This window comes from Chryseobacterium sp. 22532, from assembly GCF_052044665.1.
Taxonomy (GTDB): Bacteria; Bacteroidota; Bacteroidia; order Flavobacteriales; family Weeksellaceae; genus Chryseobacterium; species Chryseobacterium lathyri.
The window spans coordinates 292,312-307,777 of record NZ_JBQENJ010000004.1; the positions used below are offsets into that span (position 1 = coordinate 292,312).

15 protein-coding genes are annotated in these 15,466 nt (G+C 37.6%); 9 read left to right on the forward strand and 6 right to left on the reverse strand.

The features are described 5' to 3' along the window. Positions 1-393 precede the first annotated feature (393 nt). Positions 394-1,176 carry a hypothetical protein gene (locus ACTJIV_RS12645; RefSeq protein WP_440627890.1) on the forward strand — a complete coding sequence of 261 codons (783 nt, stop codon included), beginning with the start codon at positions 394-396 and terminating at the stop codon, positions 1,174-1,176. Between the two features lie 164 nt (positions 1,177-1,340). Here ACTJIV_RS12645 and ACTJIV_RS12650 read toward each other — a convergent pair whose 3' ends face one another. Next, the gene (locus ACTJIV_RS12650) at positions 1,341-2,195 is read right to left on the reverse strand and encodes a nucleoside phosphorylase (RefSeq protein ID WP_223559675.1); all 855 of its coding nucleotides are present in this window, start codon (positions 2,193-2,195) and stop codon (positions 1,341-1,343) included. Between the two features lie 19 nt (positions 2,196-2,214). Next, positions 2,215-2,670: a hypothetical protein gene (locus tag ACTJIV_RS12655; protein ID WP_223559674.1), complete on the reverse strand. Its 456-nt coding sequence runs from the start codon at positions 2,668-2,670 to the stop codon at positions 2,215-2,217. Positions 2,671-2,992: 322 nt separating this feature from the next. Here ACTJIV_RS12655 and ACTJIV_RS12660 point away from each other — a divergent pair, with 322 nt between their 5' ends. From ACTJIV_RS12660 to ACTJIV_RS12670, 3 genes are all read left to right on the forward strand, one after another. After that, on the forward strand, positions 2,993-4,822 hold the full coding sequence (locus ACTJIV_RS12660; protein WP_440627892.1) for a cytochrome-c peroxidase: 1,830 nt from the start codon (positions 2,993-2,995) through the stop codon (positions 4,820-4,822). 282 nt (positions 4,823-5,104) lie between these two features. Beyond that, positions 5,105-7,258 carry an alkaline phosphatase PhoX gene (locus tag ACTJIV_RS12665; protein WP_440627894.1) on the forward strand — a complete coding sequence of 718 codons (2,154 nt, stop codon included), beginning with the start codon at positions 5,105-5,107 and terminating at the stop codon, positions 7,256-7,258. 54 nt (positions 7,259-7,312) lie between these two features. Then, complete coding sequence (locus ACTJIV_RS12670) at positions 7,313-8,212, forward strand: leucine-rich repeat domain-containing protein (protein WP_223559671.1); 900 nt, start codon at positions 7,313-7,315, stop codon at positions 8,210-8,212. Positions 8,213-8,214: 2 nt separating this feature from the next. Here the strand turns inward: ACTJIV_RS12670 and ACTJIV_RS12675 are convergent, their stop codons facing one another. Beyond that, on the reverse strand, positions 8,215-8,538 hold the full coding sequence (locus ACTJIV_RS12675) for a translation initiation factor (RefSeq protein WP_111953039.1): 324 nt from the start codon (positions 8,536-8,538) through the stop codon (positions 8,215-8,217). Between the two features lie 350 nt (positions 8,539-8,888). On the opposite strand from ACTJIV_RS12675, the gene gpmI reads away from it, so the two are divergent. The 5 genes from gpmI (at position 8,889) to ACTJIV_RS12700 (ending at position 13,841) form a co-directional block, all read left to right on the forward strand. Continuing rightward, complete coding sequence (gpmI, locus tag ACTJIV_RS12680) at positions 8,889-10,430, forward strand: 2,3-bisphosphoglycerate-independent phosphoglycerate mutase (RefSeq protein WP_223559666.1); 1,542 nt, start codon at positions 8,889-8,891, stop codon at positions 10,428-10,430. Between the two features lie 152 nt (positions 10,431-10,582). Continuing rightward, positions 10,583-11,563, forward strand: coding sequence for an acyl-ACP desaturase (locus ACTJIV_RS12685; RefSeq protein ID WP_111953051.1), 981 nt, complete (start codon positions 10,583-10,585; stop codon positions 11,561-11,563). Between the two features lie 91 nt (positions 11,564-11,654). Next, on the forward strand, positions 11,655-12,086 hold the full coding sequence (locus ACTJIV_RS12690; protein WP_111953053.1) for a BT0820 family HAD-type phosphatase: 432 nt from the start codon (positions 11,655-11,657) through the stop codon (positions 12,084-12,086). A 178-nt stretch (positions 12,087-12,264) separates the two neighbouring features. Next, positions 12,265-13,074, forward strand: a complete 810-nt coding sequence (gene map, locus ACTJIV_RS12695) for a type I methionyl aminopeptidase (RefSeq protein ID WP_111953055.1) — start codon at positions 12,265-12,267, stop codon at positions 13,072-13,074. Next, on the forward strand, positions 13,074-13,841 hold the full coding sequence (locus tag ACTJIV_RS12700) for a class I SAM-dependent methyltransferase (protein ID WP_223559664.1): 768 nt from the start codon (positions 13,074-13,076) through the stop codon (positions 13,839-13,841). Before map ends, ACTJIV_RS12700 begins: the two co-directional genes overlap by 1 nt. Before the next feature lie 68 nt (positions 13,842-13,909). Here ACTJIV_RS12700 and ACTJIV_RS12705 read toward each other — a convergent pair whose 3' ends face one another. From ACTJIV_RS12705 to ACTJIV_RS12715, 3 genes are all read right to left on the reverse strand, one after another. Beyond that, positions 13,910-14,236 carry a DMT family transporter gene (locus ACTJIV_RS12705; RefSeq protein WP_111953059.1) on the reverse strand — a complete coding sequence of 109 codons (327 nt, stop codon included), beginning with the start codon at positions 14,234-14,236 and terminating at the stop codon, positions 13,910-13,912. Positions 14,237-14,458: 222 nt separating this feature from the next. Next, complete coding sequence (locus tag ACTJIV_RS12710) at positions 14,459-15,022, reverse strand: Crp/Fnr family transcriptional regulator (RefSeq protein WP_223559663.1); 564 nt, start codon at positions 15,020-15,022, stop codon at positions 14,459-14,461. A gap of 5 nt (positions 15,023-15,027) precedes the next feature. Beyond that, positions 15,028-15,360, reverse strand: a complete 333-nt coding sequence (locus tag ACTJIV_RS12715; RefSeq protein ID WP_336379363.1) for a hypothetical protein — start codon at positions 15,358-15,360, stop codon at positions 15,028-15,030. Between the last annotated feature and the right edge of the window lie 106 nt (positions 15,361-15,466).

Below are 15,466 nucleotides of genomic sequence, written 5' to 3' on the forward strand. Positions count from 1 at the left end.
TAAGTTTTAAAATATAATTAATATTTAGTTTTAATGAATTTAATATTCTGAATTACAGTTTTGTAATGATGATATTAAAATCACATCCACGTGAAACAAATATAAGAAGCAAAGACATAATGAGGAAAAAAATGAAAGGCTATTTTTCTTTTTGTCGTAGTTTTACTACTAACAGTTGTTAGGCTCAAAATGAGACAAAAAAATAACTTATAGATGCATGGGCTGTACGGAAAGAAAAGCACAAATTAAATACAGCTGAAGAAAGGCTGATTTAGATTTTAAGAATATAATGCAATGAAAATTGCGGACAGCATAAATTGATTTAATTTTGCCAATGTTCTGCTTATTAAAAGGAAGAAGATTTAAATCCTTAATGCATATACTTGAAAATTTATGAAGAAAATAGGAATTATAGGTTGCGGCTGGCTGGGATCAAGGATTGCTGATTCAATGTCCGGACAGTATAAAATATATGCCACCACCACTACAAAAAACAAAGCTGATGAGCTGTCTTCTAAAGGATTTAATACTTCTGTCGCCAGCTTCCCGGATTTTCAGCTGGAAGAAAAGGTTACTCTGTGGACTGAGATTAAAGACATAGATGTTCTCATTATTACTATTCCGATTTCCGGTAAAAGCTGCTGTGCAAGTTCGTTATACAACAGGGTTCAGCATTTATTTTCATTTATCGGCGATTTTAAAGGCCAGATGTTTGTGATGAGTTCTACCGGTGTCTATCCGGATATTCCTGGTGAATATGCAGAAGAAAATCTTTCTTCAGATCATGTTCAGGGAGAGCGAATGATCAAAGGTAAATATCCACAGGTAAATATCTTGAGATTAGCAGGATTGATGGGAGATAACCGGCTTCTGAAAAATTATAATATCTCAAACCTGGAAGCACCGGTGAATCATATTCACTATGAAGATATCTGTAGAGTAATTAAAAAAATGATCGAAACAGGATCAGAAGGAAAACTGTACAATGTAACGGCTCCAGAACATCCGTCGAAAGCCCAGGTGATCAATGCTCAGCAAAATTTAAAATCCTCTGAAGAAACAGTGACAATAGGTGAGGGGAAAATAATCCTGTCTTCAAAGCTGATTTCAGAATTGGATTTTATATTTAAATATCCGGATCCGAGAGCATTTCACTTAAATACTTCTTTACTCTAGAAAACTTAGATGAAATAAAAAATCTGCTTGATCTGTTCAATCTGCGAGAGAAAAACCGCTTGCAGATTGAGCCAATTAAGCAGATCTTGCTATAATTTAAGCTAAACCTTATAGATTTTTAAAACCTATAAGGTTTGATTTTAAGGATAAAAACGTGAGTTATTTTACTTGATAATTCTTTCCAGTACCCAATCAATAAGGTTCTTTTCAGAAGCATGGTGGTCTGCAGAAAATTCTCCACGTCTTCTGTTGGCAATAACGTTATTCACTGTAATGGCTTTGTGGCCTAATAGTTTTGAAAGAGCATAGATCGCTGAAGTTTCCATTTCAAAATTAGTTACTCCAAGGTCATTCAATGTTTCCAGGAACTTATCATCAACTGCTTTTAAACGCAGCTGTCTTCCCTGAGGAGCGTAGAATCCTGGGAAAGTAGCCGTATTCCCGTGGTATTTGGCATCTTTATAATAGTCTCCCATTTCTTCTGCCCAGTCTGAGAAATAAAGCATAGGTTTGATCTTCTCATACGGGAATTTTTCCATGAAACTTTTGGAAAACTCATTCTCGAAGCTATAGTCTTGATAAAAATGCATCAGTCCGTCCAGACCTACAACATTTTGGGTTACGAGCATATTATCAACCTGTACGTCCGGATTTACACTTCCACAGGTTCCCATACGGAAAAGTTCAAGGGCTTTATGATCAGTTTTAAACTCCTTGTTTTTAAGGTCAATATTCACCAGGGCATCAAGCTCGTTCATCACGATATCAATATTCTCTGTTCCGATACCTGTAGACATTACGGTAATTCTTTCTCCGCGAAGTGTTCCGGTATGGGTATAGAACTCCCTTTTGTTTTTTTTGATTTCTACTTTGTCAAAATATTTTGAAACTTTTGCCACTCTGTCCGGATCTCCCACAAGGATGATCTTATCAGCAATATCTTCAGGTAAAAGATTTAAGTGGTATACACTTCCGTCGTCATTCAGCACCAGTTCTGAGGCAGCAAGTTTATTTAGCATAATTTATATTTTTTATTTTTTAATTAATGAATATAGCTTCTTTGTAAGGCGATCCGGCAAGATCATAGATCGTATCATATTCTTCTACGATTCTTTTCTGTCCCTGGAAAATCTCATAGACTGTAATAATGGTTTTTTCAAAGTTTTTCGGATCCTTTCTTTGGGTTGTAATTTCATAGAGCTTATCTCCTTTTTTTAGAACAGAGACCATTTCCTCCTTGGTTGAATTGTTAGAGTCCATCATTCCCGGAAAATCCATAACAATATCCTTGAGGTCAGTATAGTTCTTGTAAGGTTTTGTTACACCATTTGAATATACATAAACATTTGGAACTTGTTTGCCTTCTTCCAGGCGTACCAGATAATAATCATTGCCTTTTTTCTCTGCGTACACGGCCATTTCCTTCTTTTTTTGTGAAAATGCACAAATGGAAAGGAAACTCGCCGCAAAAGCAAATAATACTTTTGTTTTCATAATAATATCTTGTTTTTAATTTGCTGAAATGATGTTATAAATCCTCTCCCAATATCTTTCGTCATCTTTTTTGAAGCGGCCTATAGAAATCAGCCGTTCTTAAGTATAATGAATTTGATTTCGGGGTTTAAAATTAATAAAAATATTTCTATAAGAAACTGCCGTTTGTAGATTTTTACGCTTTTAAAATAGCCTTGCTGGATTTTAAATTTGTGTTAAAACTAGCCCTCCATAATAATTACGTGGTCAAAACATAAACATTTTTTAATCTGCCGTTAAAGTTGCGATAACATCGGAACGGTACTTTTGCCGCTAAAAATTAATGAGATTATATCCGCTGCTAGCTGTGATTGTGTTGATAGGTTTTGCTGTCATGTCTTTTAATCCGATTGATAAGGGAGAAGAAAATGAAAATACCTTTGTCAATAAAGGTTTGTCGGATTTTAAAAACAGGCTTGACCAGCTGAAATCAGACGTATACAAATTCTCAGAGGATCAAATCTCTCTTGAAGAGCTTAGAAATTCCTTAAGGAGGACAAGAAATTCGTTTAAAGAAATCGAATTTTATATCGCCTATCATTATCCGGAATTCACAAAAACTCATCTTAATGCCGCTCCGCTGTTTCATATAGAAGCTGCGGGAACTTCTGCCTATACACTGCCACCGGAAGGACTCCAGGTTCTGGATGAGCTGATCTTTTCCGATGAAGCAGGAGATGAAAAGGAGAAGATCAAAACGATCACGGATTTTCTGTACAATTCCTATTCAAGCTTTTATCTGAGTACCATAAAGAACGGTTTAAGTCGCGGAAACAATAAAACGCTGCCACTAAGGATAGAACTGATAAGAATTTATACATTGGGAATTACAGGCTTTGATACACCAGGTTCCCTGAATGTTTCAGAGGAAGCCGGCCATGCTTTTACCGGAATAAAAAAATACATTAATGACGATGTGTATTTTAAAAACTATAATGTTCAGAAAGCCAACAAGATCCTTAATGAAGGAATCAATTATGTCGCTGTGAATAAAGATTTTGAAAATTTTGACAGAATTGAGTTTTATAAAAAATACATTCAGCCTCTGTATGAAGAATTCGGAAAATGGGACGGAAGGGCAGATGATCTAAAAGAATTTTCCGGTTGGAACGTAAAGAGTAAAAACCTTTTCAGCAGTGATTTTCTGGATCCGTATTTCTACACATTGCTGCAGTCTACTGAAGATAGTAATGAGCTTCGCAGTTTAGGGAAATCTATTTTCTATGACCAGAATTTGAGTCAAAACGGTAAAATGAGCTGTGCGGTCTGCCATCTTCAGGAAAATGCTTTTACGGACCTTAAAGTAAAGTCCCAGAGCAATGTGGAAGGTAAAACAGTTCTGAGAAATTCTCCATCTTTATACAATGCTGTTTTTGCCAAAAGGTTTTTCTATGATCTGCGGGCATTTTACCTTGAGCAACAGGCAGAACATGTAATCTACAATGATGATGAGTTTAATACCAGCTATGAAGATATCATCAAAAAACTGAGAACAAAGCCTGAGTACAAAAGAGCTTTCCGTGCTGCTTTTCAAAATGGTAAAATAAATAAAGAAAATTTTTCCAAAGCTTTAAGCTCTTATGTTTCATCCCTGTATTCTTTTGACAGTGATTTCGATCGTTTTATGAGAAATGAAAAAGATGTTTCCGAAGATGTAAAAAAAGGATATAATCTGTTTATGGGAAAGGCCAACTGCGCAACATGTCATTTTGCACCACATTTTTCGGGTCTTGTGCCGCCGTTCTTTAATGAAAATGAATCAGAAGTTTTAGGGGTAACTACAAAACCCATCCATCAGCTTCCTATTCAGTTGGATCAGGATCTTGGAAGAGGCAACAGCCCTGTGAAAAAAGAGAAGTCATGGATCTATGATTACTCTTTCAAAACCGTTACGGTAAGAAATATTGCTCTTACCAAACCCTACTTCCATAACGGAGCTTTCAATACTCTGGAAGAAGTTATGGACTTCTATAACGAAGGTGGAGGAGAAGGCCTCGGTTTAAAGATGAAAAATCAAACGCTGCCACCGGATAAACTGGAACTTACAAAAACAGAGATCAAGCAGGTCATTGCTTTCCTGAATTCACTGACCGATATTAGTAAGGCTAGATGAGTTGGAGAGTTTGAGAGTGGGAGGGTTGAGGTTTAAATGAATTTGGATATAAGATTTATTATCTGCAACTACTTTTACTAAAGGATGAACTTTGAATAATATTACTATTGAGTTTTACACTTCCAACACTCCCACTCTCAAACTCAAATATTTAACAAATATTTAATTCCCTTAACATTGGGTTATAAATTAATTAATATTCTCCAGTCTATATTTAAACTCCTATTAACAGAGGTACCTCGCCAAAAAAATAGCTTTGCAGAGTCTAATAAATCAATTAAAATGAAGAGAAAATTACTTACAATTGCGGCGCTGGCTATGGTGGCTGGTTTTAGTGCACAGGCACAGACCTTTTTATTCAACAAGAACTCGTCCTGGAGCTATAAGGATAACAACCAGGCTCTGGCAGATTCGTGGAAAGATCAGACATTTGATGTTTCAACATGGACCGCAGGGAACGGACCTCTGGGTTATGGAGATCCTGTAACCACTACCATCAGTTCAGGTCTTACAACTGCTTATTTTGCTAAAGATTTCACCGTAGACTTGTTAACCCTTTCAAATAATATGGAATTAGGAGTAATGAGAGACGACGGAATCGTTGTTTATCTTAACGGAGTTGAGGTAGTGAGAGATAATATGCCAACAGGGGCTATTGCTTTCAATACACCTTCCAGTACAACAATTGACGGGGCTGCAGAAAGCGTTTATAATATCTTTTCTATTCCGAAAGCTCAATTTGTAAACGGAACCAACAGGATCTCTGTAGAACTTCACAACAGAACCGGGGCCAGCTCAGACCTTAGAATTGATGCTTATTTAAAGACAACAGCTACTGTTACGCCACCTCCTGCATGTACAGGAACGCACATCAGCTGTTTTACTTCTATTGTTCCTACGGCACAAACCAATAAACTGATCATTCCGGCTGAACATAAATACCAGCTTATCTTAAAAGAAGGTGACAGTTACACCGAAGGAGGTGGAATGGTAGGAGGTCAGAATGACTTTACTGCCTATGTTGCCAAGACAGGAAGCAGCACGAACGGATATCTTTCTGTAAACCATGAAACCAATCCTGGAGGGGTTACGATGGCTGAGGTTAACTACAATTCTTCCACAAAACTTTGGCAGCTGACAAGATCAAGAGCAGTAAGTTTCTCCGATCCAAGTTTGGTTCAGACGATCAGAAACTGTTCAGGTGGAGTTACTCCTTGGGGAACTGTTGTTACTGCCGAAGAATCTGTTACTTCCAATGACGTAAACAGTGATGGCTACAAAGATTACGGATGGTTAGTGGAAATTGATCCAGCCACAGCGCAGGTTATTTCCAAAAATACAGACGGATCCAAAGGAAAGCTTTGGCAGATGGGAATTATGAACCACGAAAATGTAGTGGTAAATAATGCAGGAACTACAGCCTATTACGGAGAAGACGGGGGAACGCACATGGTCTACAAATATGTAATGGATACTCCAAATGATCTTTCTTCTGGAAACCTTTATGTATTAAAGCTTGATCAGGGATTAAGTACTTCCGGAGATCCTGTGGGAACTACAGCTACATGGGTTCAGGTTCCAAATAAAATAAAAGCGGATCAGAATAATACAACTGCACTTGCCCAGTCTTTAGGAGGAACAAGATTTAACGGAGTGGAAGATGTAGACATCAGCCCTTTAGACGGAAAAATTTATTTTACAGCAAAAGGATTGGATAAAATATACCGTCTGCAGGATAACGGAGCAACTGCTTCCCAGGTAGAAACTTTTGCAGGAGGTGCTTCTACAGCATATTCTTTTAACACTCCTCAGGGAATGAAATCTGAAGCATGGGGCGATGGAAATGACAACCTTACTTTTGACGAACTTGGAAACCTTTGGGTTCTTCAGGATGGTGGAAAAAACTACATCTGGGTAATCGCTCCGGATCATACACAAGCTAATCCTAAAGTGAGACTTTTTGCTTCTATGCCTGCAGGATCAGAACCTACAGGACTGACATTCACACCGGATTATAAATTTGGTTTCTTCTCGATTCAGCATCCTGATTCTACAATTTCTACGGATATTGACGCTACAGGAAATACAATTGATTACAGAGGGAAATCAGCTACAGTTGTTATTGCTTTAAAACAAAACTTAGGAACAGCTGGTGCATTGGGGACTGTTGAAAGTCATAATGCTGAAAATACCGTTGAGGTAGCTCCGAATCCTACTTCAGGAATTGTTAAAATCAACTCACCAAAAGGATTGAAAGACATTTCTGTAACAGCATACAGCCTGGATGGAAAGATCGTTTATACGAAGAAATTCAGCGGAGTTAACAGATCATTGGATCTTGACTTCACACATCAGCTTGAAGGATCCCGCATTCTGGTTCTGAATATCGAAGCAGAAGGAGGTTTCCAGAAAACTGTGAAGCTAGTAAAAAAGTAAATTATTAATACTCATTTCGGGCGGCGGCAAAGCCGCCGCCCGAAATTTATCTCTATGAAAAAGCTTGTTCTATTGATTTCTGTTTTCTCTCTCTGTCTTGCAAAGGCACAGATAGATCCCGTGAAATATCCTACATTTACCAATATTGATGAAGCGCTGAACAGTGAAAAAACGGTTTACAGTATGAGTTTCAGAGAAAAGGGACTTTTCAACCTGCCTCCTCAAATTTCAAAGCTGGAATCCTTATTTTTCCTTAATATCATGGGAAATAAGCTTGAAAAAATGGATCAGGAAATCTTTGCATTAACGAAGCTGGAGATCTTAAATGTGAATGAAAACAGCATCAAATATATTCCAGACGAAATTGGAAACCTGAAAAAGCTGAACACATTCTCCATGAATCTCAACGGCCTGACAAGCATTAACCCCAACGTTGCAAAACTTCAGAATTTAAAAGCAGTACATTTTGATGCCAATAACCTGAATATTTTTCCCGAAGCCCTGATGGAAATACCGGCTTTGGAAGAAATTAACCTTCAGGGAAACCAGATCAGTATCATCGCGGACCGTTTATACAGAATAAAAAATCTAAAATTTCTGAATTTATCTGAAAACCAGATTAATGATTTGGGGAATCTTTCTTTCCCTAAATATTTAAAATATCTTGAATTGCAGCAGAATGCTATTGTAAAATTGCCGGAAAACCTGTTCAGGGCTCAGAATCTTGAATTTTTGAACGTAAGCAGCAATCATATCACAGAAATATCCCCTAAAATAAAAGGACTGAAAAATATTGTCAGTATGAATCTTGCCAATAATAATCTGAAAGATATTCCCGAAGAAATAGGGCAGTTGAAAAAACTGAAAACCCTTATCCTGACAGGAAATCCTATAGAAAAAACTAAGATTGAACGATTGAAAAGCCTGATGCCGGAAACCCAGATCTATTTCTAGATCTACCCGCCGACTCTTTTGGTTTTATATCCCATTTCTTTAAGGATATTCATTATTTTATCACGGTTATCGCCCTGAATAATGATCGTTCCATCTTTCTCTGAACCGCCTATTCCTAAGGTGGTTTTTATTTTTTTTGAGATTTTCTTTAAATCTTCCTCACTCCCTTCCCAGCCTTCAACAATCGTTACAGGCTTACCGTTTCTGCCTTTTTTCTCAAATTTACACACCAAAGGTTCCTGCTGCTTAAACTCTTCCTTAGGCATTTCAAAGTCCTTTTCCTCATGTTCAGGGAAAAGGTTCTTTAACTGATCTCTTAAATCCATATAGCAAAATTAAATAATAATTTAGAAAAGTGTGTCAGATCGTAAATAATTTAACACGAAAAAGGAAACCTAAGAAACTGGTAGTAATCAATACAGAGAAAAAGAAGGCTTGGTGACTGAAATACTCGAAGTCACCACAGGCGTTGGATTAGAGTACTGCAGCCAACAGCCGGAATAGAATAGTTAAAAACATTTTGAATAATATATCTGTGTCGTCAGCAAAATTTGCAGGAGATAAAGGAAAATATTCATAGTAGTACTGTTTTACGCCGATGTTTTTAAAATAAATCCTTCAAATTCGTCCATTCATCCGAAATTAGGTAAATTTGTGTAACAAAAAGTTATACGAAATGTCAAAAAAAGCAATATTAGCAATCCTTGACGGATGGGGACTGGGAACAAATCCAGAGGTGTCTGCCTTAGATAAAGCAAACACTCCATTTATAGACAGCTGTTATCAAAAATTTCCACATACAACACTTGAAGCCAGCGGACTGGCTGTAGGACTTCCTGCAGGACAGATGGGGAATTCTGAAGTAGGGCACATGAATTTGGGAGCAGGAAGAGTGGTCTATCAGAATCTTGTAAAACTGAATATGGCCGTTGAGAACGGAACACTGGGACAACAGCAGGTCATTCAGGATGCTTTCGACTACGCTAAAAGAGAAAATAAAAAGCTGCACTTCATTGGATTGGTTTCCAATGGGGGGGTACACTCACATATCAATCACCTAAAAGGCTTGCTGACTGCCGCACATGAATTTGGCCTGCACGAAAATGTCTTTGTACATGCCTTTACAGACGGAAGAGATTGTGATCCACATTCCGGGCTTGGGTTTATAGAAGAGCTTCAGAACCATATGGAGGTTACAGTAGGCAAGCTGGCAACGGTGATCGGAAGATATTATGCAATGGACCGTGATAAAAGATGGGAACGTGTAAAACTGGCATATGATGCGATGGTAGAAGGAGTAGGGCTACAGACGACAGATGCTTTGACCGCTATTAAGTCGTCTTATGATAATAATGTGACTGATGAATTCTTAAAGCCTATTATTCTGGTTAAAACAACAGAAACAGGAAACGTAGTTCCGGTAGCCAAAATTATAGATGGTGACGTGGTCATCTGTTTCAATTTCCGTACAGACAGAGGGCGTGAGATCACAGAAGTTCTTACCCAGAAAGATTTCCCTGATTTCTTTATGCGTAAACTCAACCTTCATTATATCACTTTAACCAATTATGATAAAACCTATCAGAATGTACAGGTTGTGTTTGATGAAGAAGTATTGAAGGAAACAATGGGTGAAATTCTTGAAAGAAACGGTAAAACACAGATCAGAATTGCCGAAACAGAAAAATACCCTCACGTAACGTTTTTCTTCTCCGGAGGCAGGGAAGAAGAATTCAACGGAGAAAGAAGACTGCTTTGTCCAAGTCCGAAAGATGTTCCCACTTATGATCTTAAGCCGGAAATGTCTGCTTATGACATCACCAATGCCATTGTGCCCGAATTGGAAAACGGAACAGCGGATTTTGTCTGTTTGAATTTTGCCAATACTGATATGGTAGGTCATACCGGAGTTTTTGAAGCAGCAGTAAAAGCCGCTGAAACAGTAGATAAATGTATTGAGAAAGTAGCAACTGCAGCTTATGAGCATGGCTATGCCGTATTTATCCTGGCTGACCACGGAAACTCAGACGTAATGATCAATCCGGACGGTACTCCCAACACACAGCATTCTACGAACCTTGTACCATTTATTGTGATGGATAAAGACCATACATGGAATTTAAAACCTGGGAAACTTGGAGATGTAGCACCGACTATCTTAAAAGTAATGGGAGTAGAGATTCCGGAAGTAATGACAGGAGATATCTTAGTTAGTTAAAAATTCAATAATATTGTCCGAAAAATGCCGTTATGGTATAGATGGCGGTATTTTTGTATGATTTATATCAGTCATTGTATGAGTTGCATAGGTTATTATGCGGCAAATAATAAATAAATCATATCTTTGTAAATTAAAATCCATATAGTAAGATGTATCAAAAGCTTGTCAGAAAAGAAGTAATGGGAATATTGGAAAAGGAAGTAGGTTCTTTTCTGGATAAATTTTTAACGCCAATTGAAAAAATCTGGCAGCCTTCCGATTATCTTCCGGATCCATCAAGTGCTGATTTTAAATATGACTTAGAAGAAATTCAGACTTTTGCCCGTGAAATGCCTTATGATTTGTTTGTAACTCTGATCGGCGACTGTATCACAGAAGAAGCATTGCCTTCTTATGAATCATGGTTAATGGGAGTAGACGGAATAGATCAGGAGCAGAAAGAAGTGGGCTGGGCCCACTGGATAAGAGCATGGACTGGTGAAGAAAACAGACATGGAGATCTTTTGGGCAAATACCTTTATTTGTGCGGAAGAGTGAATATGAGAGAACTGGAAGTGACCACTCAGTATTTAATTAATGACGGCTTCGATTTAGGGACAAGTATGGATCCATACAGAAACTTTGTTTATACAAGCTTTCAGGAAACGGCTACCAATATATCGCACAGAAGAGTGGGTACATTGGCAAAACAGTCAGGAAACGGAAAGTTAGCAAAAATGTGTGGTGTAATTGCTGCAGATGAAGCCAGACACGCAAAAGCATACAAACATTTCGTTGCTAAAATTTTAGAAATAGACCCATCAGAAATGATCCTTGCATTTGAAGATATGATGCGTAAAAAAATCGTAATGCCTGCTCATATGATGAGACAGTCCGGACAAAAAGCCGGAGAGCTTTGGGGGCATTTCTCAGATGCAGCACAAAGATGTATGGTATATACAGGTCAGGATTATATCAATATTATGAAAGACTTATTGGATGAATGGAAGATAGAGCATGTAAAAGGACTTACTGAACAAGCTGAAAAAGCTCAGGAATACCTGATGAAACTGCCTGCGAGACTTCAGAAAATTACGGACAGAATTTCAACTCCGGATTTACAGTTTCAGTTTAAGTGGGTAAAAGGCTAACTTTACAAACATTAAATTATAAAACTTAAGAGTGCCATCGTTTTCGGCACTCTTTTTATTTCTTATCTTTGCAAAGCTAAAAAAAGACAAAATGTTAAATAACAAGAAAATTGCTGTTGATTTCGACGGAACTATTGTTGATGATGCATACCCGGCAATTGGTAAAGCAAAAATCTTTGCTTTCGAAACATTAAAAAGACTTCAGGCAGAAGGGTACAGGTTAATTCTCTGGACATACAGACACGGAAAGACTTTGGATGAAGCTGTAGAATTTTGCAGAAATAATGGCGTAGAATTTTACGCAGTGAATTCCAGTTTTGAAGGAGAAGTTTTTGATCCTGAAAATCAGTCAAGAAAACTGGATGCAGACTGGTTCATCGATGACAGGAATTTAGGAGGATTTCCAGGTTGGGGAGAAATCTACAATATTATCCAGGAAAGAATAGAATTCCGTGTAGAAGGAAAAGAAGTTCTGGCCTATTCAAAACTTAAAAAAGAAAAGAAAAAAGGACTTTTCTGGTAACAATTTAAAATAGAAGTTAGAAGCTAGAGATTAGAAATTAGTTTTTTAATGCTGCTGCTTCGTTTAAAACTTTATCAGAAAACCGTAGATGTTGGGAAGGCTATCATTTAATCTTACTTTAAAATATACATTAAGTTGTAGTCTAACTTCTAACATCTAATATCTAACATCTATAAAAATGATTCAATTAAAAACAATAGAGGAGCTCCGCCTGATGAAGGAGAGTGCACACCTGGTTTCAAAAACACTGGGAATGCTTGCAAAAGAAATAAAACCTGGAATCAATACTTTATATCTTGATAAGCTGGCTCATGATTTCATTAAAGATCATGGGGCAGAACCTGCTTTTTTAGGATATGGCGGTTTCCCGAATTCTTTATGTATTTCTCCAAACGATCAGGTTGTTCACGGTTTTCCGAATAATGATATTATCAAAGAAGGAGATGTTCTTTCTGTAGACTGTGGGGTTATTCTCAACGGTTTTGTAGGAGATCATGCTTATACATTTGAGATTGGGGAAGTGAAACCTGAGGTTAAAAAACTATTGCAGGTAACCAAAGAATCCCTTTACAAAGGAATTGAGCAGTGCGTAAGAGGAAAAAGAATAGGGGATATTTCCCATGCCATTCAGGCACATTGTGAAAAAGAAGGATATGGGGTGGTGAAAGAACTTGTAGGACATGGTCTTGGAAGAAAAATGCATGAAGATCCTCAGGTTCCGAATTACGGAAGACAGGGAAGCGGAAAAGTCATCAAAGACGGTCTTGCCATTGCTATAGAACCGATGGTGAATCTGGGTACGGAAAAGGTGAAATTCCATAATGACGGCTGGACGGTCACTACTTTGGATAACCTGCCTTCTGCCCATTTTGAGCATGATGTAGCGGTAATTAACGGGAAACCTGTGCTGCTTTCTACATTCAAATATGTTTATGAGGCCCTGGGTATCGTAAGTGATGAAGAAAAGCCTTTCCAATTGGATTTTTAATGAAAAAAGTAACTAAACTTTTACTCAATAAAATACCTCGTCCAATGCTTATTAAAATGAGTATCTGGGCGAGGCCGCTTATTTATCAGTTTTTTAAAGGAGAGGAATTCTATGATCCTATCGACGGAAGATCCTATCGGAAATTCCTTCCTTACGGCTATGGAAAACAACGCGAAAATGCGCTTTCTCCCGGGACGCTGAGTTTGGAAAGACACCGTCAGATGTGGCTCTATCTTCAAAATGAGACCGATTTTTTCATTAAAAACGCCAAAGTTCTGCATATCGCTCCTGAACAGGAATTCCTCAGAAAATTCAAGATGATGAAAAATCTGAATTATATTTCTGCAGATCTTTTTTCCCCCATCGTAGATGTGAAAGCGGATATTCTGGATCTACCTTTTCCTGATGAAAGTTTTGATATTGTTTTCTGTAATCATGTCCTGGAACATATTGAAGACGATGCAAAGGCGATCAGTGAATTGTATAGAGTAATGAAGCCCGGAGGCTGGGGAATTTTTCAGGTTCCCATGAGAAATTCTATGGAAAAGACCTATGAAGATTTTTCAATAAAGGATCCGAAAGAACGTCAGAAACATTTCGGACAGTACGACCATGTCCGCTGGTACGGAATGGATTATTTCGACCGTTTGAGGAAGGCCGGTTTTGAAACTGAACCCAATTTCTATTCCCAGAATTTTTCAGAAGAAGAAATCAAAAAATACGGGCTGAGACAAAATGAGATCTTGCCTGTAGTTTTCAAAAAATGATTACAATAAACCCGTCCTCATGTTGAAGACGGGTTTATTTAAATATAGATAGAAGTTGTTTTTCGATCTTAGTGAGAAACAGATTTCAGTCCTACTACAGAACCAATTAAGGTTACGATAAAAAATACCCTCCAGAAGCTCACGGGATCTTTAAAAAAGAAAATTCCCATCAGCGCTGTTCCTACAGCTCCTATCCCTGTCCATACTGCATAAGCTGTCCCAATTGGAAGCGTTTGCGTAGCTTTGATCAGCAGTACCATACTGATCGTCATAGTCACCAGAAAACCGGCATACCAATAGTACATCTCAGATCCGGAAGTTTCTTTGGCTTTACCCAAACAAGATGCAAAAGCAACCTCAAACAATCCGGCGATGATTAAAATAATCCAATTCATTTTTTTAAATTTTCTCTCCTGCAAATTTCCGCATTTGAAAGGAGAAACAATTTTACATTTGTTAAAAAAAGATTTATTTGTCGGGAAGTCGGACGCTCGAAGAGGGAAGTTATTAAATTTAAAAGAACAACTGCAGTGCAAATTTATTTGTTTTTAAAGAAGCTGTTAAAAATGAATGACTAATAGTAACTTCCAGCCTCCCGCTTCCAGCTTCCAGCCTTCTTATTTTATTTCCGCCCGGATCCTGCTCAGACTTACCTGTGTAATGCCAAGATAAGAGGCAATATGTCCCAGTTGAACTCTTTTTAAAAGATCGGATTTATTCGTCATCAGATCTTTATAACGTTCCAGGGAGGTTTTAAACTGTCTTGAAATAATCAGTTCTTCTGTTTTCACAAGTTCCCTTTCTGCAAATTTCCTTCCCCAGTTAGCGATGTGGATATCTTCATTAAAAAGTTTTCTCAGGCTTTCCGTTTCCAGAATGTACAGATCACAGTCTTCCAGAAGCTCAATACTTTCATAGCCGGGTCTGTCTTCTACATAACTTTTCATGGAAACTATCGTTTCTCCTTCGCTTCCGAACCAGAATGTAATATCATTCTCAGCAGTAGAAGCATAAGCACGTACAATACCTTTCCTGATAAAATAGATATGCGGGATAATTTTATCTGCTTCCATAAGGCAGAAATATTTGGGGTGTGATACTTCTTGAATATGCTGTTTCAAAGCATTTTTAGAAGCTTCTGGCAAAACATAAATACGGTCAAGGATCTGATCTATATCCATGAATTTTAATTGTTTTTTGAAATTTTCTTCTCTATGTTCTTAACTTCTGTTAATGCGGAATGGGCAAAATCTTTCCATTTGTTTTGATGTTCAGCCGGTATCTGAACCCATCCGTTCATCTTTTTCCCTTCAGAAGGTTCAAAAATAGAAGTTCCATTTAAACCTAAAGCTTCTTCTAAGACTGATCCACTGAGTTTTATCGCAATACTTCCATTTTTTGATAATAAGAATGCTTTACCATTAGGAGCTTTCAGGCAAAGAGCGCCAAACATTTTTCCCTGCTGGGCCTCCGGAATTTCTGCCGCTAATTCTGCAAAATGTTTTTCTGCTTCAGCCATAGATGAATTTTGCTATAAATATATTACTTTTTCAAAGGCTGCACGTACTTTTCATGGAAACCAAACCCAATTAAATTTTGTTTTCACTAACTTTGCAGCCCGGTTC

Coding starts and splice junctions, on each gene's coding strand:
- ACTJIV_RS12645 (WP_440627890.1), top strand. CDS start 394: ATGAAGAAAATAGGAATTATAGGTTGCGGCTGGCTGGGATCAAGGATT.
- ACTJIV_RS12650 (WP_223559675.1), bottom strand. CDS start 2,195: ATGCTAAATAAACTTGCTGCCTCAGAACTGGTGCTGAATGACGACGGA.
- ACTJIV_RS12655 (WP_223559674.1), bottom strand. CDS start 2,670: ATGAAAACAAAAGTATTATTTGCTTTTGCGGCGAGTTTCCTTTCCATT.
- ACTJIV_RS12660 (WP_440627892.1), top strand. CDS start 2,993: ATGAGATTATATCCGCTGCTAGCTGTGATTGTGTTGATAGGTTTTGCT.
- ACTJIV_RS12665 (WP_440627894.1), top strand. CDS start 5,105: ATGAAGAGAAAATTACTTACAATTGCGGCGCTGGCTATGGTGGCTGGT.
- ACTJIV_RS12670 (WP_223559671.1), top strand. CDS start 7,313: ATGAAAAAGCTTGTTCTATTGATTTCTGTTTTCTCTCTCTGTCTTGCA.
- ACTJIV_RS12675 (WP_111953039.1), bottom strand. CDS start 8,538: ATGGATTTAAGAGATCAGTTAAAGAACCTTTTCCCTGAACATGAGGAA.
- gpmI (WP_223559666.1), top strand. CDS start 8,889: ATGTCAAAAAAAGCAATATTAGCAATCCTTGACGGATGGGGACTGGGA.
- ACTJIV_RS12685 (WP_111953051.1), top strand. CDS start 10,583: ATGTATCAAAAGCTTGTCAGAAAAGAAGTAATGGGAATATTGGAAAAG.
- ACTJIV_RS12690 (WP_111953053.1), top strand. CDS start 11,655: ATGTTAAATAACAAGAAAATTGCTGTTGATTTCGACGGAACTATTGTT.
- map (WP_111953055.1), top strand. CDS start 12,265: ATGATTCAATTAAAAACAATAGAGGAGCTCCGCCTGATGAAGGAGAGT.
- ACTJIV_RS12700 (WP_223559664.1), top strand. CDS start 13,074: ATGAAAAAAGTAACTAAACTTTTACTCAATAAAATACCTCGTCCAATG.
- ACTJIV_RS12705 (WP_111953059.1), bottom strand. CDS start 14,236: ATGAATTGGATTATTTTAATCATCGCCGGATTGTTTGAGGTTGCTTTT.
- ACTJIV_RS12710 (WP_223559663.1), bottom strand. CDS start 15,022: ATGGATATAGATCAGATCCTTGACCGTATTTATGTTTTGCCAGAAGCT.
- ACTJIV_RS12715 (WP_336379363.1), bottom strand. CDS start 15,360: ATGGCTGAAGCAGAAAAACATTTTGCAGAATTAGCGGCAGAAATTCCG.